Source organism: Rothia sp. 27098_8_27 (genome assembly GCF_041432805.1).
GTDB lineage: Bacteria > Actinomycetota > Actinomycetes > Actinomycetales > Micrococcaceae > Rothia > Rothia mucilaginosa.
Genome location: NZ_JAPWAJ010000006.1, coordinates 39,967 through 65,360 on the forward strand (window position 1 = coordinate 39,967; position 25,394 = coordinate 65,360).

Consider the following 25,394-nt stretch of genomic DNA (forward strand, 5'->3'; position numbering starts at 1 on the left):
ACCTTATATATAGGCGCCTGTTCAAAAAGGTATGTTGAAAGGTCGGGGTCGTTCGTGGGAACGGCCCCGACCTTTGCGTTGTCTAGTGTGCCGGCATGGGTGGCAGCTGGTTTTTCTTATGCGGTTTCGGTCTTTTCATGCTCGCCGAATACTACCTTGACCGCGTGGTGCAGTGCTTCACGCACCATGGCGATGGCAGGGTTGGCGGCGGACTCTCGGCGTACGGCGGTAAAGATTTTGCGGCAGGGCTTGCCGGGCAGCTCCACGATGCGTAGCCCCTCGGTGGTGGAGAGGGAGGAGAGGATGAAGCCGGGCACGATGGTGACGGCGAATCCTGCTTTGACGAGGTTGGAATTCGTAATCATGTCATTGGCGCTGTAGCGGATGACCGGCTCGAATCCTGCGGTGCGGCACTGGTTGAGCGCCCAGCTGCGGGAGGTGTTCTGTTCCATTTCGAGAACCCAGGGCAGTGCGTGCGCTTCCTCAATCGAGGTGATGGTGGAGGTACTGGGCACGATCAGGCTGAGCGGGTCTTCGGTGAGTAGCTCGGAATGCAGTTCGGGGTATTCGGGGATGTGGTGGTGCGGGTAGGCTTCGGAGAGCACCATGTCGTATTCGCGGCTTCGGGTCAGTGAGGTTCCGGTTTCGGGGTCGATTTGCAGTACCTGCAGCGTGAGTGAGGGTGCGTGTTCGGCAAGGTAGCTGAGGGTTTCCGGTAGCAGTGCGAAGGCCGCGGACTGGAAGATGGCGAGGCGGACCATGCCTGCGGGTTCACCGGTGAGGTTGGCGACGGAGGTTTGCATGCGGTCGAGTTCGCGCAGGATACTGCGGGCACTGTCGACGATGATGAGTCCGGCGCTGGTGAGCTGTACGCGCCTGCCGATGCGCTGCAGAAGCGGGGTGCCGGTTTCTTTTTCGAGGGTGGCAATCTGCTGGGAGACTGCGGAGGGGGTGAGGCTGAGTGCTTCGGCTGCGGCGATGACGGTGCCGCGTTCTTGGATTTCGAGGAGCATTTGCATGCGTCGGATGTCGTAGATTGACACGTTATTTCCTCCCTGGTGCACTCGGCATTGCGTTGGCTGTGGTTGCCACCATATTCCATGGTGCGTCTCTCATCGTGGACTCTTGTATATGGTACCGCGCGGGCTTCCGGCTGGCTCTTTTTGAGACGTCTGAAGTGGGGTGCCGACATGTTGGCTTGTGTAGCGAGTATTTTCGCGCTGAATGTGATGATTTTTGGGGTCAAAGATGCTTCTGGGACTGGTTTTGAAGTGTTCGTCTGTTACGAAGTGGGTTCGATATTTGCGCTCTGAAAGTGCTAGCCTGAGAGGGATGGATAGCGATGTCGCTACAAACTTCACCTTGTCTCTTCGAACAGGAGGTTCGGAGGGGGCGCGGGGTGAAAACCTCACCGCACAATCATTAAGAAAATCTAAATGAATTTTGGAAAAAACATTCAGTTTTTCTAATGAGGTATTTATTACCCTTTTGTGGTGAAATAGAGACATCGCCAAACGTGGTGTGCACCGCACACAGTAAGATAGTTAGGAGTCAAGGATGACCCATCCTTTCGCATCTGAGCACTACCAGAAGATGGCTCTGGAAGCTCGTCAGCTTGTTCGCCAGTGGGTAAACGAGTCCCAGTCGATCAAGCCCACCTTCGCGGCTGAGCAGCTCGCCGGTGTTCTGAAGGACCCCAATGGTCTTCCCTTCACCGTCGGCTTTGTTGATGGCGTTATTCGCCCCGAAGACGACAACGTCTCCGGCCGCAACCTTTCCCGTATTTCCGGCCTGGCACCTTCCTTCCTGCCCTGGTACATGAAGTCCGCTGTTGGCTTCGGTGGCAAGCTGGCTGGCAAGGTCGCATGGCCCACCGTTCCCGTTGCACGCCGCGTGCTGCGCGAGATGGTTGGTCACCTGATCGTCGACGCTTCCGAGGAGAAGCTGGGCGACGCAATTGCAGAGCTGACCAAGACCGGTAACCGCCTGAACGTCAACCTGCTCGGTGAGGCAGTTCTGGGTGACAAGGAAGCAGAGCACCGCCTGGCTGAGACCAAGCGCCTGCTGGCACGTGACGATGTTGACTACGTCTCCATCAAGGTGTCCGCTGTTTCCGGCCCCCACCAGCACTGGGCATTCGACGAGGTCGTTGAGACCGCTGTTCGCCGCCTGACCCCGCTGTACGAGCTGGCTGCATCTAGCTCCCCCAAGAAGTTCATCAACCTGGACATGGAGGAGTACAAGGACCTGGACCTCACCATTGAGGTGTTCACCAAGATCCTGGACCAGCCCCACCTGAAGGACCTGGAAGCCGGTATCGTGCTCCAGGCATACCTGCCCGACACCCTGGCTGCAATGCAGCACCTGCAGGAGTGGTCCGCAAAGCGCGTTGCTGCTGGCGGCGCAGGCATCAAGGTCCGCCTGGTTAAGGGCGCAAACCTCTCCATGGAAATCGTGGAAGCTGTTATGCACGGCTGGCCGCTGACCACCTGGGACACCAAGCAGGCTGCTGACACCAACTACAAGCGCGTTCTGGACTACGCACTGCGCCCCGAGCACGTGAAGAACGTCCGCCTGGGTATTGCAGGCCACAACCTCTTCGACGTTGCTTTCGCACTGCTGCTGTCCGAGGACCGCGGCGTGAAGGACCGCGTCGAGTTCGAGATGCTGATTGGTATGGCTGAGCAGCAGGCAGAGATCATCCGCCGTCGCGTTGGCCACCTGCTGCTGTACGTGCCCGTCGTGAACCCCAAGGAATTCGACGTTGCTATCGCATACCTGATCCGTCGTCTCGAGGAGAACGCTTCCTCCGAGAACTTCATGTCCGGTATCTTCGACCTGGCAACCGACGAGTCCATCTTCAAGCGCGAAGAGGACCGCTTCATGCGTGCGCTGAACTCCGTCACCGACGAGGTTCCCGCATCCAAGCGCACCCAGAACCGTCTGACCGAGAACGAGGACAACGTCTTCGTACCGGCAGGCCGCTTCGAGAACACCCCCGACACCGACCCCGCACTCTCCGGTAACCGTGAGTGGGGCCGCGCAATCCTCGAGCGTTCCAAGACCACCAAGCTGGGCATCGAAACCCTCAAGGCTAACGAGCTGACCAGCGAGGCTGAGGCTGAGAAGCTGATCAAGGAAACCGAAGAGGCTGGCAAGGCATGGGGCAAGCTCTCCGGCCACGAGCGTGCAGAGATTCTGCGCAAGGTCGGTAAGGCTATCGCACTGCGCCGCGGTGACCTGCTGGAGGTTATGGCAGCTGAGGCTGGCAAGACCCTGGAGCAGGGCGACACCGAGGTCTCCGAGGCAATCGACTTCGCATACTACTACGCAATGCTGGCTGAGGACCTCGAGAAGATCGACGGCGCAAAGCCCAAGTCTGTTGACCTGACCCTGGTTGTTCCCCCGTGGAACTTCCCGACCGCTATCCCTGCCGGTGGTGTTCTGGCAGGTCTGGCTGCAGGTTCTGCTGTCATCTTCAAGCCCGCAACCATCACCGCTCGCACCGGTGCCCTGATCGCAGAGATCATGTGGGAAGCAGGCGTTCCCAAGGAAGTTCTGAAGCTCGTCAAGGTTGTTGACCGCGCTGCAGGCAAGCTGCTCATCTCGCACCCCGAGGTTGACCGTCTGATCCTGACCGGTGGTTACGAGACCGCTGAGCTCTTCCGCTCCTGGCGTGATGACCTGCCCCTGTTCGGTGAGACCTCGGGTAAGAACTCCATCATCGTCACCCCGAACGCTGACATCGACCTCGCCGTCAAGGACGTCGTCTACTCGGCATTCGGTCACGCAGGTCAGAAGTGCTCCGCTGGCTCCACCGTCATCCTGGTTGGCTCCGTGGCACAGTCCGAGCGTTTCCGCCGTCAGCTGCTTGACTCCGTCAGCTCCCTGCACGTGGCACACCCGCAGGACATCGAGTCCGAGATGGGCCCCGTTGTTCAGAAGCCGGAAGAGAAGCTGCTGCGCGGTCTGACCACCCTCGGTCCGGGCGAGCGCTGGCTCGTTCAGCCCAAGGAACTGGACGAGACCGGTCGCCTGTGGAGCCCCGGTGTTCGCGAAGGCGTCAAGCCCGGTTCCGAGTACCACATGACCGAGTACTTCGGCCCCATCCTGGGCATCATGACCGCTGACACCCTGGAAGAGGCAATCGAGCTGCAGAACGCACCCGATTACGGCCTGACCGCAGGTCTGCACTCGCTGGATGCTGACGAGCTCGAGCTGTGGCTCTCCAAGGTCCAGGCAGGTAACCTGTACGTCAACCGTGCAATTACCGGTGCAATCGTTCAGCGTCAGCCCTTCGGCGGTTGGAAGAAGTCCACCGTTGGCTCCGGTACCAAGGCTGGTGGCCCCAGCTACCTGATCGCTCTGTCCGATTGGGAGCCCGCACAGGCAACCGCGACCGCAACCACCCAGTCCGTGACCGTCCGCGAGACCCTGGCTACCATCGAGAACTCCGAGCTGGGCAAGCGCGAGGACTTCGCATTCATCAAGCGCGGTGTCTCCTCTGACGCACACGCTTGGGACACCGAGTTCGGCTTCGGTCACGACCCCTCGAAGCTGGGCGTGGAGCGTAACATCCTGCGCTACGTACCCACCCAGGTTCTGGTTCGTGCAGACGAGTCCGCATCCGCAGCAGAGACCCTGCGCGTTGTGCTCGCCGGTCTGGCAGCTAACGCACCGGTTGCTCTGTCCGTCGGTAAGGACCTGCCGGTCGACGTCCGTGGCGTCCTCGAGAACAAGGGCATCAAGTACGAAGTCAAGTCGGACGCTCAGTTCCGCGAGTACCTGGCTTCGAACGCTAAGACCCCGGTTCGCGCACTGGCTGGTACTCCGCTGGAAGGCACCCGTATCCGCTACATCGGTAACGACGTGAAGTCCATCTACTCGGCACTGGGTGGTCGCCCGGATGTTGCAGTGTACTTCGCACCGGTCACCGAGGCTGGCCGTATCGAGATGCTGCCCTTCCTCCGCGAGCAGGCTGTTTCGATTACCGCACACCGTTTCGGTAACCCGAACCGCTTCTCCGAGCGCGTCATTTCTTCCCGCTAAGGCGCTGTGAGAGTTTAGCTCTCTAGTCTTTGGGCTCAGGGCTCTGCACCTTTCATGGTGTGGGGTCCTGAGCCTTTTTGCGTCTCTTTTTGGGTTCTTATCGGGGGAGTGGGAGGCCTGTACGGAGCCGTGCGTGAAAGTGATGAATAGAGGGGTATCTAGCGGTCGATAGGGTTCGGATGGTTAGGTGCACGAAGAGGAAGAGGAAAAATAGTGTCATAGAAGTGGTACGGGGGTGTTTAGACGTGCCCCGCGTTACTTCTTATGTGATAATTGGTGTAGGACGTTCCGTCATCCCACATACGGAACGACACCGTGCGCGGGACGGTCCGCGCCACGCAAGAACACACTGAAAGGACACCGCTGCTATGAGCAACGTTCCCGCAGAACTCTCGTACACTTCTGAGCACGAGTGGGTTTCCGCTCTCACCGCCGAGGGCACCGTACGTGTTGGTATTACCGACCACGCTCAGGATGCACTGGGTGACGTCGTCTACGTCGACCTTCCCTCTGTCGGCGACTCTGTAGCTGCTGAGGATAGCTTCGGTGAGATTGAGTCCACCAAGTCTGTCTCCGATCTCTTTGCTCCCGTTGCTGGCGAGATTGTCGCAGTGAACGAGGGTCTGGAGGATGACCCCGCACTGGTCAACTCCGATCCCTACGGCGAGGGCTGGATTATTGAGATTCGCCCCGAGAACGCTGATGACCTGGCGAACCTGCTGGATGCAGAGGCATACAAGGCTGAGCTGGACAAGCTCTAAGTCGATAGACTCTAAGACCTTCTATACGCCTCGGATAAGAGGTATGTAGTGGTGAGACGGCGAGACCGATTGGTCTCGCCGTTTTTCATTAATAGTGCACACAAACGCAAATAAACGGACGTATTTAAGGTTCATCTTGAGGGTCTCTGAAGCTGTCTGAAGGGCTTGAAAGATGGCTAAACCCCTAGTGGGAGCCTCTTTCAAGTTAAATGTGATGAAAACTTCAACTATCGCGAGAAGATAAAATTTTCCTCGTAAAGCAGTCCAATGTGAGATGCATGTGTTCGAAGTATTGGAATTTTGCTAAAATTGGTACTGTCTCTACTGGATAGTGTTTGATTGTGTGGCTATTTTTGGGTTCAAAAAGCCTCTGAAAAGGGCGAACTGAATAGCAAAATGCCTTGTGAGGCTATAAGATTGTCTCGAAGGTTTGCGGTTTATCATTTCGTGATAAACAACTAAACTTATCTATCACACTCTCAACACTAAGCAAAGATGTTCGGCACGAAGCGAGACCCCCGACCGGGGGAACGAGCCACTCACTCAAATTTCGGCTCGTATCGACATCGGCTGAACAAGTACCCGAAAGACATAGATGACCTCACGCATCGATGAAAACCTCACTAACGCTGAGGTTGAACTAGAGGACGTGGAGAACGGCGACTCTGACCGTAACCCGCGTGACGTTAAGAGCCGGACCATCGGTCAGGTTCTTAGTCAGCTCGACCTGGAGTTCCCCGGAATTAGCGCATCCAAGATTCGCTTCCTGGAGGAGCGCGGCCTGGTGCACCCCAGCCGTACCGAAACCGGTTACCGCAAGTACTCCCAGACTGACATTGAGCGCCTGCGCTACATCCTCACTATGCAGCGCGATCACTACATGCCGCTCAAGGTAATCCGTCAGCACCTGGAGGACCTGGAAGCCGTACGCGTACTGAACTCCATGCCCGCCACCGTAAGTGAAGACGTCCTGGATACCGTCCTCGGACCGGACGAGCAGGAAGGTCGTACTTACAGCCTCCGCGAGCTGGCAGAATACGCTAACACCACTCCCGAACTGATTCGCGAGCTGATTGACTTTGGACTGCTCGAAGACGGCTCGGACGTGGAGTACACCGATTACGACGTGCTGATCGCCCGCGTGAGCGCAGAGCTGACCCAGCACGGCATTCAGCCCCGTCACCTGCGTGCATTCAAGTCTGCAGCAGACCGCGAAATCTCCCTCGTGGAAATTGCGGTGGCTCCGCTGGCTTCGCGCCGCGACGCAGCCTCCCAGGCTCAGGCGCAGGAACGTGCCGACAAGATTCGCAAGTTGTGCCTGCAGTTGCACGCAACCCTCGTCGAATCGGCAATGCCTACCTACGAGTAGGCGCACGAAGACGCAGACTACCGGACAGTCTGCCGCTCGTAAACCCTCAGTGGTTCTACCGCACCCCGAACGGGGATTTCCCTCGGGAAACACCGCTGACCACGGTGATTCCCTCTATAGTCCCTACCCGCACCAACGGGTAGTGGCCTCTAGACTTGGACGAAGCCGACGCTGGCACGCTCGGAATTTCTACCCCTTCGTCCAACACGAAGAGCTTTCTCACCAGGGGGCTCCCGGCCTGCCAAGGCTATTCACTCAACTCAGCTGTAAATGCGTACGGACTACCAGCCCGTACGCATTTACTTTTTAAACTTCCCCTGTTTTAACTCCCCCTGTGCGGGGCGCCCAGAAAAAGCGAACGGAACGGCGGGGGGAGGAACGCCCCTATGAGGCGTTAATGAGGCAAGAATGAATCTGAAAAGATCATTCGCTCCGGTGGGTTCAATTTTAAGTAGAGCCCTCTATCAGTTAAAATAGATTGAACAACCGCGCCTATCGCGCATCGGTCGCACTGTCGAACCGCTGTGTAGTATTGAAAACCGCGCCGGAACCCAGTAGAGGAGCCACGCGAATCATAGACGCAGATTCTAGACCTCAACCCTAGAATCTCACCCCGATAATCTCTCCCCGAGAATCGGGTCTACACCGGAACGATATCGACCGCATTGATGGGGCGCGGTGAAGCACTTAAAAGGGTTTAACGAAAAGGAGGGACCGTGCTAGAGCAGCAGGTAGCCGAAAATGCAGGCGAGGCCGCAACCAAGCACGCACCCCAGGGCTTCGATCAGCCCCTGGATGGCTTCGACACCCTCTTCCCTGTAGCACCGCCTCCGCGCGGTGAACAGGGCGTACTCTTCACCGACCCTGTCTCCGTCGTTGAGGAAAACCTCGGCTATCGTGGCGCCGTCGCCTGCAAGGCAGCCGGCATCACCTACCGCCAGCTCGACTACTGGGCACGCACTGACCTGGTCGTACCCACCGTGCGTGGCGCCTCCGGATCCGGTACCCAGCGCCTCTACAGCTTCCGCGACGTGCTCGTACTCAAGATTGTGAAGCGACTGCTCGACACCGGCGTTTCCCTGCAGCAGATTCGCACCTCCATCGAGCACCTGCGTACCCGCGGCATTGACGACCTCGCGAACATTACCCTCATGAGTGACGGCACCACCGTCTACGAATGCACCTCCCCGAGCGAGGTCATTGACCTGGTTCAGGCAGGTCAGGGCGTCTTCGGTATCGCTATCGGTCGCGTCTGGCGCGAAATCGAAATGAACCTCAACGGCCAGCCCGGCGAAGAAATGCACGAAAACTTCGAAGGCGACGAACTCGCCGCCCGCCGTGCCCGCCGCGCACAGGCATAAAACATAAAACGTGAATCAGCCCGCGCTCACTACCTATCGGGTAGCGAGCGTGGGCTGAAGCTTTAAACGCGAGGGAATATTCATTGCTCACTTGAGAAAAAACTCAAGATACACCCCTGTCAGAGCCGGAAGAAAAGCGAAGATTCGCTAAAATAAAGGGGCATTACACCTCACTCATAAAAGGGACCTGCATGCCCCGCATCGTCAGTATCAGCAGCCTCAAGGGCGGCGTTGGCAAAACGTCCATCACTTTGGGGCTCGCCTCCGCGGCATTACACAGCGGACTCTCCACACTCGTTATTGACCTCGACCCCCACGGCGACGCCAGCACCGGCCTGGCAGTGGATGAAACCATCCCTGACGTCGCCTCCCTGATCGCTAGTTCCAATGAGCGTGCCTTCGCGGAGGAAGCCGGTAGCTCCTCCTGGAACGCGCTCGTCGGCAAACCCACCCTGCTGACCAATAACCCCGTGACCACCGGTAGCGTGAAGGTGGCGCGAGGCTCGGCGCGCTCCACCCTCGTGGACCGGCAGGAAGCCGCGCCGTTCATTCGCCGCTTCAAGCGCATGGTGGAGGCGGCTGCGGACGCCTACGACGTGATCCTGATTGACTGCCCGCCGTTCCTCGGAACCTTGTCTTCAATGGGCTGGGCGGTTAGCGAGCGCATCCTTTCGGTCGCAGAGCCTTCCCTTTTCTCCGTGGCGGGCACCGAACGAACCCTGCGCGCCATCGTGCGCTTTCAGCAGGAAAGCGGCATCAGCATTGACGGTGCGGGAGTAGTTATCAACAAGATGCGCCCCAACGACAGCGAACACCGCTACCGACGCGACGAAATGCGTTCCCTCTTTGGCGAGCTCGTGGCAGATCCTGTGCTCGCTGAAAGCCCCGTACTGCAGCGTGCACAGGGTGCCGCGTACCCGATTCATTTTTGGCCCGACGAAGAATCGGTTGATCCCGCCATTGACTTCACCCGTCTGCTGGCCGGGCTTATGGCAGACCTCTAAGCGCAGACATCTACGCGTCACTAATCCGCGGACTCACATAGTTTCAACGCTTGAGGTCTCAACGCTTGAGTGCGTCTTCTCAAAGAACCTCTGTATTTTCAGCGCTGTGTTCTCAGTGCTGTGGTCCTTTGGGACGGCGCACTTTCGCATATCCGTCAACATTGACACCAGAAGTGGGAATAGCCGGTAGTCTCCACGCGTTATAGTGGCAGTAACAGAAATAACCCCGCTATCGAAGGGCACGCTGGGAACGAGCCCAGCCTCAACACCAACAACGAGAGGACCACATGAGCATCGAGAACGTAGAACGCATTGACGGCGTAGCACAATACGACCTCATCGTCATCGGCTCCGGATCCGGCAACACCCTCATCGGCCCCGAATGGGACGACAAGAAGGTTGCCCTCATCGATGGTGGTATCTTCGGTGGCACCTGCCTCAACGTTGGCTGCATCCCCACCAAGATGTACGTCTACCCGGCGACCATCGCTCAGAAGACCCGCGAGGTCAAGCACCTGGGCGTCGACGCACACGTAGACGCCGTGCACTGGGCACAGATTCGTGACCGCATCTTTGCCTCTCGCATTGACCAGATTGTTGAAGGCGGCCGCGAATGGCGTGCCGGTCTGCCCAACGTCGATTTCTACGACCAGTACGCGCGCTTCGTCGGCTCCCACACCGTTGAGCTGACCGACGGCACCCGCCTGCAGGGCCGCCAGATTGTCATTGCGGCAGGTTCGCGCGCCGTGCTGCCTCCCGTGCCCGGTATCGACTCCTCCAAGGTCTACACCAACGACAACGTCATGCGCCTGGACGAACTGCCCGCCCGCATGGTCGTCATCGGCGGCGGCGTGATTGCGGCAGAATTCTCCCACGTTTTCTCCGCATTCGGCACCGAAGTAACCCAGCTGAACCGCTCCTCCCGCCTGCTGCGCGGCGTGGATGAAGAGGTCGTGGCACGCTTCGAAGAAGCCGCAAGCAAGCAGTGGAACATCGTCAAGGATGCGTCCCTCTCCGAGATCCGTGAGAACGCCGACGGTAGCGTAACCGTCGTAGCGAAGCGCACCACCGAGAACGGTGAAGAACTGCTCGAAATCCCGGCAGACGCTGTGCTCGTGGCTACGGGTCGCCGCCCCAACACCGACACCCTCAACGCGAAGAACTACTTCGACGTGCAGGACGGCGGTCAGCTCAGCGTCGATAAGTACCAGCGCGTGCTTTACAACGGTGCACCCGTACCCGGTGTCTACGCCCTCGGGGACGTGTCCAGCCGCTACCAGCTCAAGCACGTTGCAAACCACGAGGCCCGCGTTGTGCAGCACAACCTCAGCCACCCCGAGGACCTGCGTGCCAGCGACCACCGCTACGTACCCGCCGCGGTCTTCAGCAACCCGCAGATTGCCGTGGTCGGTATGACCGAAGAGCAGGCGCGCCAGGCCGCTGAGCGTGAAGGCTTTGAGATCACCGTCAAGGCACAGAACTTTGGCGACACCGCCTACGGCTGGGCAATGGAAGACAAGATTGGCCTGTGCAAGCTGATTGCCCGCAAGGACAACGGCGAGCTGCTCGGTGCACACCTGGTCGGTGAAGAATCCTCCGTGCTCATCCAGCCGCTACTGCAGGCAATGAGCTTCGGCATGGATGCGCGCACCCTCGCACGCGGCCAGTACTGGATCCACCCGGCACTGACCGAAATCATTGAGAACGCGCTGCTCGGCCTGGAATTCGACGAGCCCGCCAACTAGTACCAACCGGTTCAAAGAATACCGCTCAAGGGCTCAGGCTCTGAGCGTTGAGGTAAACATAGAGGAGGGGGTCGTACCTAAGCGGTACGACCCCCTCCTCTCGCTGATGGTAGCCAGAGCTATTTAGGAGTTGTCGCCTTCTGCCTTCTTAGCTTCTGCCTTCTCTGCAGGAGCTTCAGCAGAAGAACCTTCAGCCTTTTCTGGCTTTTCTGCCTTCTCGGACTTCTTGGCGTCGTCCTTAGCCTTCTCTTCCTGAGGCTTCTGCATCATTTCAGCGGTCTGCTCACGCAGCTCCTCAAACTTCTCAGCCGCCTGCTCACGCAGCTCGGCAAGACGCTCCGCCTGGTGATCCGCGTACTCGTGCAGACGCTCCGCAGCCTGCTCACGCAGCTCAGCGAACTTCTCAGACTGCTCCGCCGCGTACTCCTGCAGACGAGCCAAAGAATCCGACGTGCTATCAGAAACCTTGCCGTACATCTCATCCACGTAGGAGGAGAAGTCCTGCAGAATCTTCGCGCGGCGCAGCTTCTGCGAAGGAGTCAGGTAGCCGTCCGCCTCGGTCAGATCACGGTTCATGATGCGGAACTCGCGAATACCCTCGGCGCGGGAAACCAGCTGGTTCGCCTCGTCCACGAGCTTCTGAATTGCGGCACGAACCGCCGGGTGAACAGCAGCCTCCGGGATGGAGAGTGAACGGGGCAGACCCAGGTGCTCCAACTGCTCGGGTAGGGTATCCGGATCCAGGGTCACCAGAGCCGCAACGAACGGCTTCTCATCGCCAACCAACATCGCCTGAGAAACCAGGGGAGAGGTACGCAGATGAGTCTCCGCAATACCCGGAATCACGTTCTTACCGCCGGCGGTGACAATGATTTCCTTCTTGCGGCCCACAATCTTCAGGTAGCCGCGCTCATCGAAACGAGCCAGGTCACCGGTACGGAACCAGCCGTCCTCAGTGAACGCCTGAGCGTCCTCTTCAGGGTTCTTGTAGTAGCTGCTAATCACGCCCACGCCACGAACCAGAAGCTCGCCGTCCTCAGCAATATAGCCTTCGGAACCGGGGATGAGCGGGCCGATCATGCCAATCTGGTACGGGTTGATGCGGCCAGCCGCAATCGGGGCGCAGGTCTCGGTCAGGCCGTAACCCTCAACCACCTGCACACCCACCGCGTGGAAGAAGTGCGCCAGGCGCTCGCCGAGGGGGCCACCGCCGGAAACCGCGTAACGCAGCTCGCCGCCCAGAGCCGCACGCAGCTTCGAGTAGACCAGCTTGTCGTACAGAGCGTACTGCGCCGCCAGCTTGACGGGCACGCGACCCTCAACCTTCGCCTGCGACCAGCGCACCGCAATATCGGTGGAACGCTCAAAGAGAGCCTTATTGAACTTGCCACCCTTAGCAGCCTTCGCCATGGCACCCTCGTACACCTTCTCAAAGACGCGGGGCACCACCAGCAGCATGGTCGGCTTGAAGCTATCCAAGTCAGCCGCCAGGTTCTTGATATTGGGAGAGTGACCGATAACCAGACCGGCGTCCAGCGCCAGAACCTGAATCAGGCGCGCCAGAACGTGCGCCAGCGGCAAGAAAAGAATAGAGGAGTTGCGGGGGTTCGCAATCTCGGGCTCTGCAAACTTAGTGTTCGCGCTCAGGTTCAGGAAGTGGCCATGAGTCAGCGCGCAACCCTTGGGGCGACCGGTCGTGCCGGAGGTGTACACAATGGTCGCGATGTCATCACAGCCGGCAGCGGAACGTACCTGCTCCAGCTGCTCATCGCTCACCTCGGACGCGCGAGCGCTGAGGGTATCAAGGTCGCCGTTCTCAATGACCCAGCGGTGCTTCAACTGCATGGGTTCCTCAGTCGTGGAGGCGAACTCCTCAGCCTCAGCCACACGATTCAGGAGCTTCTCATCCTCGACAAAGATAGCGACAGCCTCAGAATGGGACAGTGCCCACGCCGCCTGGGCGGCAGCGTTCGTCTCGTACACCGGCACGGAGATGGCGCCCGCGTACCAAATCGCGAAGTCAATGACAGTCCACTCAAAACGGGTGCGGCTCATAATGCCCACACGGTCACCCGGGCGGATACCCGCGGCAATCATGCCCTTAGCCAGGTCGGTCACCATCTGGTGGAACTGCTGGGCGCGAACCGGCTGCCAGTTACCCGGAGACATCTGACGGCGGTACAGCACCGGATTGGAGCTATCGGCACGATGGCGCTCAACAATACTTGTCAGATTCAGTGAGGGGTCGACAATAACCTCAGCGGGAGTGGAGAAGACTTTCATAATGCGCCTTTCAAATCAGGGCGTGGACCCGTGGCGAATCCGGTACCGAGGGGTGCCCTCGATGGCCCAAGGAGCCGTAATATCTATCTGTTGTTCTACTCGCTACGGCGGGTGATGCTTGCGCCAGTTGTAGCGAGCGGAGCCGCAGAATTAGTGGTTTAGGGATGCGACAAAATCTTGGATGGTGGAGAGCAGATACTCTGCGTCATAGTCCAGGGTTGCCACATGGTAGCTGCGGGTCAGCCACCTAAATTCTACAGGAACTGAACAATGTTCGAGAAAATATCTATGGGAGCTATCCGACACAGTATGATCGCCCAGTGAACGCAAATACAGCACCGGCGACTTCAACTGAGGAATCAGAGCACGAGTCTCAGCGCCCAAAAGATGCAGCTGATACACCGCCGCCGTCGGAACGATAGAATACGCGCCCTCACTCACGCCCGGAACCGCAATATCGGAACCAATCGCCTTGAGCACCGGCAGAACCTTCGAGACCTTACCTGCGTGGCGCATCATCGGGTTCACATCCACCATATAGGGGTTGATGAGTACCGTACCCGCCACCGGCAGGCGCGCCGACAGATGGGTCGCCACCGTGCCACCCATCGACATGCCAATGACCACCACCTGCAGACCCTGATCGGCTAGGCGACGGTACCCCTGCTCGGCAGAAGCTAGCCACTGCTCATAGGTGCTATCGCGCAAATCTTTCCAATGAGTACCGTGACCGGTCAGCAACGGCATCTCTACCGCATAGCCGAGCTTCATGAAACGCTGAGCCAACGGGCGCATACTGTGCGGCGAACCCGTAAAACCGTGCACCAGCAAAATACCCACAGAATGCTGCGCAGGGTTAGGACTAAAGGAAACGGGGGAGTGATCGAATGCTTCCTGGTCGCCCTCGAGGCGACGCGCCAGGGAGTCCTTAACATTTTGGGTTGCTAGAAGCCTGCGCTCGCGAGCCTTGCGGCGCATCCGCTTGAGCGGCTCCAACGAGTTATCAAAAATGCTCATGGTCCTCCTTAGCCAACCTGCGCGAATATGAACGCAGGTGCAGGCTCTATAGCGTACCCCGACCGGCTACCGCGGGCACAGCGCCGATGCTGGTATATCGCCTCCAGCGCACCCAATACACCGGTGCGCAGAAAAATCGTTCTCTTTTCTTTAATTATCGCGCGTTCTCTCGCGCCTCTCCAGACACGCTAGAATTGAGCCGGGAACATTCAGAGAGGAGACCCCATGCCTAACGCCGCCCTCTATTCAACGCTCAAGATTCTTGGCTCCCCCCTGCTGCAGGGACTGTACCACCATGACGTGGTGGGCCTTGAGAATCTGCCCGAGGGTCCCTACATTGTCGCAAGCAACCACCTGGCGTTCTGTGACTCCATTTTCATTCCTCTCGCCATGCCTCGCACCGTGAACTTCCTCGCCAAGAGCGACTACTTCACCACCCCCGGCGTGAAGGGCCGTGCCATGGCGGCGTTCTTCCGCGGCGTCGGTCAGCTGCCCATGGACCGCTCCGGCGGTCAGAAGAGCCAGGAATCCCTCAATGCCGGCGCGCAGGTCCTCAAGGACGGCGGCATCATCGGCATCTATCCCGAAGGCACCCGTAGCCCCGACGGACGCGGCTACCGCCCCAAGGTCGGTGTCGCTCGCCTCGCAGTTGAAGCAGGCGTGCCCGTAGTGCCCGTCGGACAGATCGGTACCGACCTGATTCAGCCCTCCGGCTCGAACCGTATCCGTCTGCGCCATGACGGCAAGCCCATCCAGGTGCGTACCATTATCGGCAAGCCTCTCACCTTCGAGGAATACACCGACGGCTCAGACCTGAGCCACCGCGTTCAGCGTGAAATCGCCGACCGTATTGGCTCTGAGATCCGTGCCCTCAGCGGCCAGGAATACGTGGACGTGTACGCCGACCGCGTCAAGAAGCTCATGGCCGATAAAAACATGAGCGCTGATGCGGCAGTCGCACACCTGCAGCACTAAACATTGAGACAGCACCCTGAGACAACACCCCGGGTGCACACATACGCCAGAGGGCGGGATGCGGTACATGCCGCATCCCGCCCTTTCGTATGCGGCTCTGCAACGGTGCTCATAAACCCCCAGCGCATAAACCCCTGCTCATCAACCCGCGTATCGCCGACACCGGGTGGCGCTATCTAAACATGTGAGATATACCTGACTGCAGGGTTAGGTGTTGAAGCAAGCAAGAGTACAATTAGGTCTATTCGGCCTGAAAAATCGTAAGTCGGCACGCCACACACGGCGCGCCGAGCACCCGAAACGCGGCTGAATCAGAAAACGCACAAGACCATCCCGATGGAGTGAAGATGAGCAATCAAAACCTCAACACCTCGCAGGCCACCGACCACGGCCTAGACACCTGGCGTCAGCTGCACATTGACCAGCAGCCCACCTGGAGCGAGCACGAAGATTTTGAAAGCACCATCGCCGAACTGAACTCGGTGCCCCCGCTCGTCTTCGCCGGTGAAGTCGACGCCATGCGTCAGGCACTCGGCGAGGTTGCCGAAGGCCGCGCATTCCTCCTGCAGGGCGGCGACTGTGCAGAAACCTTCGCGGGCGCAACCGCCGACAAGATTTCCGGCCGCGTTAAGACCATCCTGCAGATGTCCGCAGTGCTCACCTACGGCGCGTCCATGCCCGTGGTGAAGATGGGCCGCATGGCGGGTCAGTTCTCCAAGCCGCGCTCCGCAGACATGGAAACCCGCGGCGACATCACCCTGCCCTCCTTCCGCGGTGAGACTGTCAACGGCTTCGACTTCACCCCCGAAGCACGCGTGCACGACCCCAAGCGCATGCTGCGCGGCTACCACACCAGCGCCTCCACCCTGAACCTGATTCGCGCCTTCACCAAGGGCGGCTTCGCAGACCTGCGCGCCGTACACCAGTGGAACCGCGGCTTCACCTCCAACCCCGCGCATGAGCGCTACGAGAAGACCGCCAACGAAATTGGTCGCGCCCTCAAGTTCATGGAAGCCTGCGGCGTTAACTTCGAAGCACTCAAGACCACCGACATGTACGTCGGCCACGAAGCCCTGGTAATGGACTACGAGCGTGCCCTCACCCGCATCGACTCGCGCACCCAGCTGCCCTACGACACCTCCGCACACTTCCTGTGGATTGGCGAGCGCACCCGCGGCATCGATGACGCCCACGTGGACTTCCTCTCCAAGGTCCGCAACCCCATCGGCGTGAAGCTGGGCCCGACCACCACCGCAGAGGACGCACTCGCACTGATCGATAAGCTCGACCCGAACCGCGAACCCGGCCGCCTGACCTTCATCACCCGCATGGGCGCAAAGAACATCCGCGAGAAGCTGCCCGCAATCGTTGAGGGCGTGCAGGCTGAAGGCGCGAAGGTCGTCTGGGTCACCGACCCGATGCACGGCAACACCATCTCCGTGCCCTCCGGCTACAAGACCCGCCGCTTCGACGACGTGCTCGACGAGGTTCGCGGCTTCTTCGAGGTGCACGAGGCTCTGGGCACCTTCCCCGGCGGTATCCACGTAGAGATGACCGGCGACGACGTAACCGAATGCCTGGGCGGCTCCGACGCCATCGACGAGGCAGCACTGGCAGACCGCTACGAGTCCCTGTGCGACCCGCGCCTGAACCACTCGCAGTCCCTGGAAATCGCGTTCCTGGTCTCCGAGTACCTCAAGAACCGCGCATAAAACGCTCACGCTTTTCGCCGCGATAGGTGGCGGAGAGTAGCAGACGCGACAATGCCCGGGTCTTCACTCACACTGAGTGAAGACCCGGGCACGTGCGTTTAACCTGCGCGCGGCACAAAAACGGCGCGGCGGGTGCTAGAAGGTCAGGAACGCCTCAATATTGCGCCACCACTGCGACTGCACCAGTGAGGTCGCAAGCCACCAACCGGTAAAGCTCGACCCCATACCCAACAGAATCAGCGCCAGAGCCCAACCGCCCACCGCCATACCGGAGGGCGGGGTCCTAAACTGCTTGGCGGGTAGGCGAGGATCCTTCTGCGAAGACTGCTCGGATTCCTGAGAAGAAGCGGCCTCCTCTGCCGGTGAAGCCTCCGACGCGCTCGCCGCCCCCTTAGACTTCGAGCGACGCGTGCCGGAGGGACTCAACGAACGCTCCGCATGGATTGGGGCGTACTCGCCATGAGCCGAGATGAACTCCTGCTCCGTCTGCGGGCCAATACCAACGGACTGAGTCAGCGGGCCCTTCGTCGCGGCGGTACGGCGGCTCATGAATGAGCCCAGACCACGCTTACCGGATTTGCCCTTTGAGCCCTCCTGCTCCTGATCAGTGTCAGAATCGTCATTATCGGAGGCGGAACTCACCAGAGGCGGAATGCCCTGGCGGTTCAGCACGGAGTCCTCAGCATCCACGTCGGCAAGGTGCACGCCCTGACCCGCTGCCGAGGCATCGTACACGAGGCTGTCGGGGGAGTACACATCGTAGGCGAGCAGATCGCGGGCATCGCTAAACGCGCTAATCGGGGTGTTACGCACCATCTGCGCGGCGCCGCTACGCTCCGCAATATCGGCGACGGCCTCCCAAAGGGGAAGCTCCGGTTCCGGGCACGAGGGGGCGCGCCAAGCACGCTCAGACTCACCCAACGACTCAGAAATCTCCAGCAGAGCCGTGAACAGCTCGGTCGCATCCTCCGGGCGTGCGTGCGGCTGCTTGCGGGTACACCACGAAATCAGCCCCGCAATGTCGCGGTCCGCACCCGGCGCGACATCGGTCAGCGCGGGCATCTCAATATTGGCGTTGTGGTAGAGCACCTGCTGGTCATTCTCCAGACCCACAAAGGGCAGACGACCTGAAAGCATGCGGTACATCATCACGCCGAGTGCAAAAATATCAGCTTGAGCTCCGACCTTCACCTTCGGATCAAGAACCTCCGGCGCTACGTAGGCGGGGGTGCCCATGGGGGCGCCCGCATCCACCTGATCGTCACGGCGGGAGAGACCGAAGTCTGTGAGCTTCACCTGGCCGTTAGCGTCGAGAAGAATATTGCCCGGCTTAATATCGCCGTGCAGGTAGCGGTTCGCATGAACCTCCGAGAGCGCCTCCACGACCGGAATGAGGATATCCAGAGCCTCACCCAGCGAGAGGGCATTACGCACACGTAGCAGCTGGCTCAGCGTACAACCGTGCACGTACTCGAGCACGATATACATGACCATCTGACCCGAAAAATATTCGGTACCCGATGAAATCACACCCACCGTATGCCCGCCGCCACCTACCTGGCGCATCGAGCGCTCCTCACGGTGGAACTTCTGACGGTTCGCTGCATCCTCAGCCAGAGCGGGGGAGAGAACCTTGAGCGCAACCGGGTTATTCGACCACAGGTCCAGCGCATAATACACCTCGCTCATGCCGCCGCGGCCAATAAGCGAACCCACCTGGTAGTGACCCTCAATAATGGCGCCACTGAGCCACTGCGAAGAACCAATAGCGGTATCCGGGGCAGCGGGACGAGTGGCGGGAGGAATAGAAGTCTTTGAAGAAGAGGAAGCTTGGGGGTTCACGGGAGAAGTCCGGCGTGGGCTGGGAGTATTCATACGTTCCCTCATTTTAGCCCGCCCACCTGGACAGAAGCGATGCCAAAGGGAGCCGAGCAGGTGAACACTCAGCGAATTCTTAAGAAGTGCCGATGGCTCCGCACCCAGCTCAAGAACCGCCGGCAATGCGTAAAAAGGAAAGGTTCGCAGTAGAGCTCCCGCGCCAGATGCGGGTCAAAAGTGGTAAATACGTGCTGGCTCTGGCACTCTTAAAAGGTGACTAACGAAAATATTGCTCAGACCTTCGCCCTCGTCGGCGAGTGGGTAACTATCCCCGAAATTGCGCAGGCCCTCGACCTGAAGGTGACCCGCGTACACAACCTGATTTCTGACGGTACGCTCATCGCGCTGCGCGACCCGGAAACCAACGTGCGCAAGGTACCCGCACTGTTCCTGAACGGTTCGCGAGTTCTCGAATCCCTCAAGGGCACCCTCGCTGTCCTGAAGGACTCCGGCTTCAGCGATGAAGAAGCCATCGTGTGGCTGTACACCAATGATGATTCCCTGCCCGGTCGTCCCATCGACGCACTGATTGACGGTCGTAAGACTGAAATCCGTCGCCGTGCACAGGCACTGGCTTGGTAATCTGGCTTGGTGATATCGGCTCGGCACGATAGCTCAATACGTTGAGGCGGCATACTCCGGTATGCCGCCTCAACGTGTTTAACGTTTATAACTGCGTTGAACTTCTACGCCTTACGACGCAGCGCGCGGCCCACAATATCGGTCAGTGCCGCATGCGTCAGCTCGTCCAGGTTCATCGCCTCCAGTGCCTCAAACACAGCCTGAGACTTCTGCTCAATCAGCTGCTCATGCTTGGCGAAAGCACCCGAAGAAACCATCAGCTCGCGGATGCGCTCCACCTGCTCATCGCTCAGCTCGGGGTCGCCCAAGCTATTGTGCAGAAGCGCCGCGTCCTTCTCGTCGAGGACGGCGGAGGTGAGCGCCACCAGCACGGTACGCTTACCCTCACGCAGGTCATCGCCAGCGGGCTTGCCGGTCACCTCCGGCTGGCCGAAGACACCCAGCTCGTCATCACGCAGCTGGAAGCCCTCACCCAGAGGCAGGCCGAACGCACGGTAACCGGCAAGTACCGGGTGCTGCTCGCTCACGGCACCGGCACCGCTCTCCAGCGCGGCAGCCTGCAGGGCCAGAGCGCCACCAATCGTGAAGGGGTGCTCGCACGAGTACTTGGCGGACTTGAAACGAATCACGTTCAGGGCACGCTGCAGAGCCGCCTGAGCGTCCTCGGTTTCCAGAACCTCGGAGTAGACGTCCAGGTACTGACCCGCCAGAACTTCGGTGCGCATCCGGTCAAAAATAGTGCGCGCAGGGGCGCCATAAATCGCTCCCTCACCCAGGGACGCGAAAACCTCGGCAGACCACGCCAGGGTCAGGTCACCGGCAAGAATACCGCCGGTCAGACCGTAGTTGAAAGCATCACCGCGCCAACTATTCTGCTCGTGCGCCGCCTCGAAACGCTTGTGCACGGAGGGAGCGCCGCGGCGGGTATCGGAGCGGTCGATAATGTCGTCGTGAATCAGTGCGGAGGTCTGGAACAGCTCCACCGCCATGCCGGCCTTCACAATAGACCAGGACGCTCGGTTCTCGGTTACGGGTGCACCGCCGGCACCGCGCCAACCCCAGTAGCTCAGCAGGGCACGCAGGCGCTTGCCGCCGGTGGAGAGGGACTCAATAGCCTCCAGCAAGGGTAGAGTCTCAGAAGAAATACCCTCAAGTAGCTCGCGCTGGCGGGTAAAAAACTCCGCCATGAGGGTGTCAAAAGCGTGCAGGTAGGCTCGCTGCTCTTCAGCAATACGCTCAGCGAGATGCGCAGAAGCCGCCGGGATATTCGGTGCCGCTACGGTGAGGCTCTCGGTCGCCTGGGGAGTGGGTGCTCCGGAAGGAGAAGGGGGAGTCATACTATCCTCGCTGATGGTCGCTATGTACGGTCCTGATGCCGTGCGGTGTGCACTTCTTCTAGCTTAGTGGAGAAAATCCCAAGAGAACGCATTTGCGAATATGTTTACGATATATTGCCTCTATTTTTCGTAGAAATGTGCTATATTTTCGGTAGGTGGGCGGAATCGCGATGAGAGGAGGCGACATGGGGCAGACGCGAACCGGCAAGAATAGTGGCGCAAGGAGCGGCCGCGTCATTATGCACCTGGACATGGACGCCTTCTTCGTCAACGTCGAACTCCTCGAAAACCCCGCTCTGCGCGGCGAACCCATTATCGTGGCGCCCCTGGGTCCTCGCTCGGTCGTATGCTCCGCCTCCTACGAGGCGCGCGCCCACGGAGTGCGCTCCGGCATGCCGCTTAGCCGCGCCCGGAACCTCAGCCCCAACGCCACCGTCCTGCCGCTGCGTGGCGACTACCGGCACTACTCCCGTGCCGTCATGGCAATCCTGAACAATCTGAGTCCCTACGTTGAGCAGGTTAGTGTGGATGAAGCCTTCGTGGACCTAACCGGCGCCTATCTGCACGGCCACGATCCCGTCGCCCTGGCGCAGCGCGCTCGCGACCGCATCGCGCAGGAACTCTCCCTGCCCTCCTCTGCGGGGGTTGCGCCCAATAAACTGCTTGCCAAAATGGCGTCCACCGGTAGTAAACCGAACGGGCTGTGGGTCATTCCACCCGAGCGCGTTCAAGAATTTCTTGACCCGAGAAAAGTCTCCGACCTGTGGGGAGTGGGTGCGAAGAGTACCGAGCAGCTCTCCCGATACGGTATTCACACCATCGCCCAGATGAGGTCCATGAGCCTGGACTGGCTCAAAGAACGCTTCGGTACCGCCCAGGGCGAGCACCTCTGGGCCATGGCGCGCGGCATTGACGAACGCCCCGTAATCACCGAACGTGAAGAGAAAAGCATGGGTGGCGAGCACACCTTCGAGACGGATACGACCGATGCCCAGGAGGTGAGCGCTGCTATTCGGGAGCTGAGTCTCAAACTGGGAAAGCGCCTGCGCACCGCCGGGAAACTCGCCGGAGGGCTCAGCCTCAAAATTCGCTACAGCACCTTCGAAACGCACACCCGCGCTATCCCACTAAACGTGCCCGTGGACTCCGGTATGCAGATTGCCTCCCTGGCGTTGGAAGCCCTGCGAGCAGATGAAATTCTGGTGGGTCAGGAGGCGCCACGCGCCCTGCGGCTCATCGGAGTGCGCGCCGAAAAGCTCGCCCGCGCAGAAGACGGGGTGCAACAAACCCTCTTCGACTCCATCGAGAGCGGGGCAAACCCACGCTCCACCAGAACCGCTTCCGCCAGAACCGCCTCAGCACAACGAGGTGGCGGGGGAGTGGACAATAGCCCGCAGAACGGTACTCGCTCGGGAGCTGGCGCTCACTCGGGGTCTGGTGCCCGCCTCGTGAAGAGCGGCAGATGGTCCGAGGTTGAGCACGTCATGGACGCGATTCACCGTAAGTACTCACAGGAAAGCCTCAAGCCAGCCTCCGGAGTTACCGCGCCCGAGAAGAGCATTGACGAAAAGAGGTCATAAAGAGCTTCTGTCCGAAAAAAGGATGCGCCAACCCCACCCCGCGCGGTACGATGGGAAACATACGACCGGAAACATACAGCGGGAAGAAGCGCCCACCGCTCCAGCTGATGCACTAGCTAACCCGGCTGATACCGACGTCATCTTGAGTAGCGACACCTCAAAGGAGAAAACGATGGCACTGTCCGAGCGTGAACAGAAGGTTCTGGACCAGCTCGAAGAACTCATGAGCAATGAGGACCCGCACTTTGCCTCCTCCATGTCTTCAACCGGCAATACTGCGCCGGTCTTTAGCGCTCGCCACCTGGCTCTCGGTATTCTCTTCGTTCTTATCGGCCTGGGCATCATTATCGGTGCGGTTGCATCGAATATGATTTGGCTGGGTGTCTTCGGCTTCCTCTTCGCGGCAGGTGGCGTGTACTTCGCAACCACCAGCAAGAAGACCCCGGTAGATTCCTTCCTCGGCGGTAAGGCAGAGGGCGCGGCTCGCGTGCGTCAGCGTGAGCAGAAGGAGCGTTCCTCCTTCATGAATCGTCTGGAGGACCGCTGGGACGAACGCAATAACGGCCAGTTCTAGTACTGCTTTGGTACAATAGTTTTTCCCAGCAGTTTTTCCTTAGTCGAGTATCCGTACTCTCTAGGGACCCAAGACTTCATCAAGACTTCACCAGCGGAAGGTAAGAATTCTTACCTTCCGCTTTTTCTATGCCTGAAATAGTGAAGCGTGGATGCTTTATGAAAGCTGGTAGACGAATCACGCCGATTCCTGAAGCTTGCCCTGTTATTGAGCCTTTACTTGAGCCGGGGTATGGCAGGCATGCTGAGGGTATTACGCTGAGCTGACACGCCCGAAGCTGTGTAGAAGCTGTGCGTCAGCGTTAAAAATGCAGGAGAGAGCATAAAAACACTAAAAGATGCTCTGCCGGGTGGGGTGGGTGGTGGAAAGTGGGGTAAAGTGGAGGGGAAAGCTGAAAGTCAGTCCTATCGTCGTGCCCTCAAACACGCGGCGGAGGCACCGGTCCGGCATACCCCGCCGTCGGCACCTACAGGAATATGGAGCAATCACGCTCCCCGCAGGCTTCAGCACATCGGCACACATCAGGGGCACACATCGGGGAGGTGAAGTGAATGTTCTTAGGTACCTACTCACCACGAATGGACGCCAAAGGACGCATCATCCTTCCCGCCAAATTCCGTGAGGAACTCTCTGCAGGCCTCGTTCTGACCCGCGGTCAAGAACGATGCCTGTACGTTTTCCCCGCCGCAGAATTTGAACGCATCCACGAACGGATGCGCACCGCGCCCCTGCCCGGACGAGCCGCCCGAGACTTCCTGCGAGTTTTCCTCTCCGGAGCCTCAGACGAACTGCCCGACAAGCAGGGACGCATCACCATCCCGCCGATACTGCGCCAATACGCAGGACTGACCGACAACCTCGTCGTCATCGGATCCGGTACCCGCGCAGAAATCTGGGATGCAGCCGCCTGGGAGGAATACCTCGCCCGCACCGAAGCTGAATTCGCTGCCCTCGACGAGGACCCGTTCAGCCCGCTACTCTAGTCGGCACCCCGCCGGTGCGATGGCTACCGCCCGGCATCTCTCTACCACTACCGCACCACTCTTCCGTAAGCTTTCCCGCAGGACAAACTCTCACAGGAGCACCCATGAGCGTAGACCACGCCCCCGAAACCGGTACGACCGCATCCGGCGCTGCCGCCAAGGTCACCGGCGCATCCATTGAGAACCTCTCCCAGCGTGAAGCCAGCGAACGCCACGTGCCCGTCATGCTGGACCGCTGCATTAACCTGCTGGCACCCGGCATTGAACGCGCCGTTGAGGAGCGCGGCACCGCCTACGTTATTGATGGCACCCTCGGTATGGGTGGCCACTCCGAGGCGCTGCTCGAACGCTTCGAAAACCTTGTACTCATCGGTATTGACCGCGACCTGCAGGCGCACGCCATTGCCGGCGAACGCCTGGCACGCTTCGGTGACCGCTTCGTACCCGTCCACGCCGTCTACGACGAAATTGACCGCGCCATGGAAACCGCCGGCGTGCAGGGCATCGACGGCATCCTGATGGACCTGGGCGTCTCCTCCATGCAGCTGGACGAACGCACCCGAGGCTTCGCCTACTCCTACGACGCGCCCCTGGACATGCGCATGAACTCCGAAGATGAGCTCACCGCCCGTATTGTTGTCAACGAATACAGCGAAGACCAGCTGCGCCGCATTATCCGCAACTGGGGCGAAGAGAAGTTCGCATCGCGTATCGCCCGCGCCATCTGCACCGCCCGCGCCAACGCGCCCCTGGAAACCACCGGTGAGCTCGTACGCATTATTCAGAAGGCTGTGCCCGTCGCCGCGCAGCGCACCGGCGGCCACCCCGCCAAGCGCACCTTCCAGGCGTTGCGCATCGAAGTGAACCACGAGCTTGAAGCCCTCGAACGCGCCGTACCGGCAGCCCTGGAGGCGCTCAACCTCGGTGGTCGATTCGTCGCCATGAGCTACCACAGCCTCGAAGACAAAATCGTCAAGAGAGCACTGACCGCGGAGGCAACCTCCAAGGCACCCAAGGGCTTCCCGGTAGAGCTTGAAGAACACAAGCCCACCGTCAAATTCATTACCCGCGGCGCCGAACCGCCTACCGACGAGGAAATCGAACAGAACTCCCGCGCCGCCAGCGCCAAGCTGCGCGCCGCCGAGAAGATCCGCATCCCCGCCAAGTAGAAGACAGAAAGCGAA

18 protein-coding genes are annotated in these 25,394 nt (G+C 59.6%); 13 read left to right on the plus strand and 5 right to left on the minus strand.

All coding sequences use genetic code 11. The features are described from left to right. Window positions 1-116: 116 nt before the first annotated feature. Complete coding sequence (locus tag O3675_RS07365; RefSeq protein WP_371571805.1) at window positions 117-1,043, minus strand: LysR family transcriptional regulator; 927 nt, start codon at window positions 1,041-1,043, stop codon at window positions 117-119. A gap of 514 nt (window positions 1,044-1,557) precedes the next feature. On the opposite strand from O3675_RS07365, the gene O3675_RS07370 reads away from it, so the two are divergent. The 6 genes from O3675_RS07370 (at window position 1,558) to O3675_RS07395 (ending at window position 11,289) form a co-directional block, all read left to right on the plus strand. Further along, window positions 1,558-5,049 (plus strand): bifunctional proline dehydrogenase/L-glutamate gamma-semialdehyde dehydrogenase, encoded by a 3,492-nt coding sequence (locus tag O3675_RS07370; RefSeq protein WP_371571806.1) that lies wholly within the window; start codon window positions 1,558-1,560, stop codon window positions 5,047-5,049. A 368-nt stretch (window positions 5,050-5,417) separates the two neighbouring features. Continuing rightward, complete coding sequence (gene gcvH / locus O3675_RS07375; RefSeq protein ID WP_005506589.1) at window positions 5,418-5,810, plus strand: glycine cleavage system protein GcvH; 393 nt, start codon at window positions 5,418-5,420, stop codon at window positions 5,808-5,810. A gap of 595 nt (window positions 5,811-6,405) precedes the next feature. Continuing rightward, complete coding sequence (locus tag O3675_RS07380; RefSeq protein ID WP_371571807.1) at window positions 6,406-7,179, plus strand: MerR family transcriptional regulator; 774 nt, start codon at window positions 6,406-6,408, stop codon at window positions 7,177-7,179. Window positions 7,180-7,895: 716 nt separating this feature from the next. Continuing rightward, window positions 7,896-8,540, plus strand: coding sequence for a MerR family transcriptional regulator (locus O3675_RS07385; protein ID WP_371571809.1), 645 nt, complete (start codon window positions 7,896-7,898; stop codon window positions 8,538-8,540). A gap of 191 nt (window positions 8,541-8,731) precedes the next feature. Then, window positions 8,732-9,544 carry a ParA family protein gene (locus O3675_RS07390; protein WP_005507726.1) on the plus strand — a complete coding sequence of 271 codons (813 nt, stop codon included), beginning with the start codon at window positions 8,732-8,734 and terminating at the stop codon, window positions 9,542-9,544. Window positions 9,545-9,831: 287 nt separating this feature from the next. Beyond that, complete coding sequence (locus O3675_RS07395; RefSeq protein WP_371571811.1) at window positions 9,832-11,289, plus strand: mycothione reductase; 1,458 nt, start codon at window positions 9,832-9,834, stop codon at window positions 11,287-11,289. A 123-nt stretch (window positions 11,290-11,412) separates the two neighbouring features. On the opposite strand, the gene O3675_RS07400 is transcribed toward O3675_RS07395, so the two are convergent. Beyond that, window positions 11,413-13,572: an AMP-binding protein gene (locus O3675_RS07400; protein WP_371571813.1), complete on the minus strand. Its 2,160-nt coding sequence runs from the start codon at window positions 13,570-13,572 to the stop codon at window positions 11,413-11,415. A gap of 150 nt (window positions 13,573-13,722) precedes the next feature. Continuing rightward, window positions 13,723-14,589 carry an alpha/beta hydrolase gene (locus O3675_RS07405; RefSeq protein WP_371571814.1) on the minus strand — a complete coding sequence of 289 codons (867 nt, stop codon included), beginning with the start codon at window positions 14,587-14,589 and terminating at the stop codon, window positions 13,723-13,725. Between the two features lie 225 nt (window positions 14,590-14,814). On the opposite strand from O3675_RS07405, the gene O3675_RS07410 reads away from it, so the two are divergent. Continuing rightward, window positions 14,815-15,564, plus strand: a complete 750-nt coding sequence (locus O3675_RS07410) for a 1-acyl-sn-glycerol-3-phosphate acyltransferase (RefSeq protein WP_049337546.1) — start codon at window positions 14,815-14,817, stop codon at window positions 15,562-15,564. A 347-nt stretch (window positions 15,565-15,911) separates the two neighbouring features. Beyond that, window positions 15,912-17,276, plus strand: coding sequence for a class II 3-deoxy-7-phosphoheptulonate synthase (locus O3675_RS07415; protein ID WP_314851791.1), 1,365 nt, complete (start codon window positions 15,912-15,914; stop codon window positions 17,274-17,276). A gap of 135 nt (window positions 17,277-17,411) precedes the next feature. On the opposite strand, the gene O3675_RS07420 is transcribed toward O3675_RS07415, so the two are convergent. After that, a complete protein-coding gene (locus O3675_RS07420) occupies window positions 17,412-19,118 on the minus strand; it encodes a serine/threonine-protein kinase (protein WP_236146142.1) in 1,707 nt (568 codons plus the stop codon). 249 nt (window positions 19,119-19,367) lie between these two features. Between O3675_RS07420 and O3675_RS07425 the strand changes: the two genes are divergently transcribed. After that, a complete protein-coding gene (locus tag O3675_RS07425; RefSeq protein WP_049337550.1) occupies window positions 19,368-19,736 on the plus strand; it encodes an Rv2175c family DNA-binding protein in 369 nt (122 codons plus the stop codon). A 104-nt stretch (window positions 19,737-19,840) separates the two neighbouring features. On the opposite strand, the gene O3675_RS07430 is transcribed toward O3675_RS07425, so the two are convergent. Continuing rightward, on the minus strand, window positions 19,841-21,073 hold the full coding sequence (locus O3675_RS07430; protein WP_371571816.1) for a polyprenyl synthetase family protein: 1,233 nt from the start codon (window positions 21,071-21,073) through the stop codon (window positions 19,841-19,843). Between the two features lie 185 nt (window positions 21,074-21,258). Here O3675_RS07430 and dinB point away from each other — a divergent pair, with 185 nt between their 5' ends. The 4 genes from dinB (at window position 21,259) to rsmH (ending at window position 25,379) form a co-directional block, all read left to right on the plus strand. Continuing rightward, window positions 21,259-22,653, plus strand: a complete 1,395-nt coding sequence (dinB, locus tag O3675_RS07435; protein WP_371571818.1) for a DNA polymerase IV — start codon at window positions 21,259-21,261, stop codon at window positions 22,651-22,653. Window positions 22,654-22,825: 172 nt separating this feature from the next. Continuing rightward, window positions 22,826-23,227 (plus strand): DUF3040 domain-containing protein, encoded by a 402-nt coding sequence (locus O3675_RS07440; protein WP_005506566.1) that lies wholly within the window; start codon window positions 22,826-22,828, stop codon window positions 23,225-23,227. 551 nt (window positions 23,228-23,778) lie between these two features. Continuing rightward, a complete protein-coding gene (gene mraZ, locus O3675_RS07445) occupies window positions 23,779-24,210 on the plus strand; it encodes a division/cell wall cluster transcriptional repressor MraZ (RefSeq protein WP_005506565.1) in 432 nt (143 codons plus the stop codon). Window positions 24,211-24,314: 104 nt separating this feature from the next. Then, window positions 24,315-25,379, plus strand: coding sequence for a 16S rRNA (cytosine(1402)-N(4))-methyltransferase RsmH (gene rsmH, locus O3675_RS07450; protein WP_070592910.1), 1,065 nt, complete (start codon window positions 24,315-24,317; stop codon window positions 25,377-25,379). Window positions 25,380-25,394: the final 15 nt, after the last annotated feature.